1 protein-coding gene is annotated in these 252 nt (G+C 60.7%); it reads right to left on the bottom strand.

Annotation, left to right across the window (positions count from 1 at the left end):
* The coding region (locus O4H47_RS18025) for a CBS domain-containing protein (protein WP_269395403.1) at window positions 1-252 on the bottom strand (252 nt) is incomplete at both ends.

The raw sequence follows: 252 nt of genomic DNA, 5'->3' as shown, positions 1-252 counted from the left end.
GGCCATGTTCAACCAAGCAGACGTGGGCAATATGCCGTTCGGTCATGGCCATTGCCGCATCGAAGGCGCTGGCGTCTGGCGGCTGATGGAAGGGCGATTGGGTCATCAGGCGGTCGATGGGCTGGGTCAGGTCGACGCCATCGGCTACGACGCGACGCAGGTCGCGCAGGGTAAAAATGCCCAGCGGTTTCAGCTTGGAATCAACGATCACGATGCTGCCGACCTGCTGCTCGTGCATCAGTTTGACGGCAT

This window comes from Maritalea porphyrae, from assembly GCF_027213965.1.
Taxonomy (GTDB): Bacteria; Pseudomonadota; Alphaproteobacteria; order Rhizobiales; family Devosiaceae; genus Maritalea; species Maritalea porphyrae_A.
Note: the sequence above shows the minus strand (reverse complement) of the source record. Positions and strands in the feature narration are given on the sequence as shown.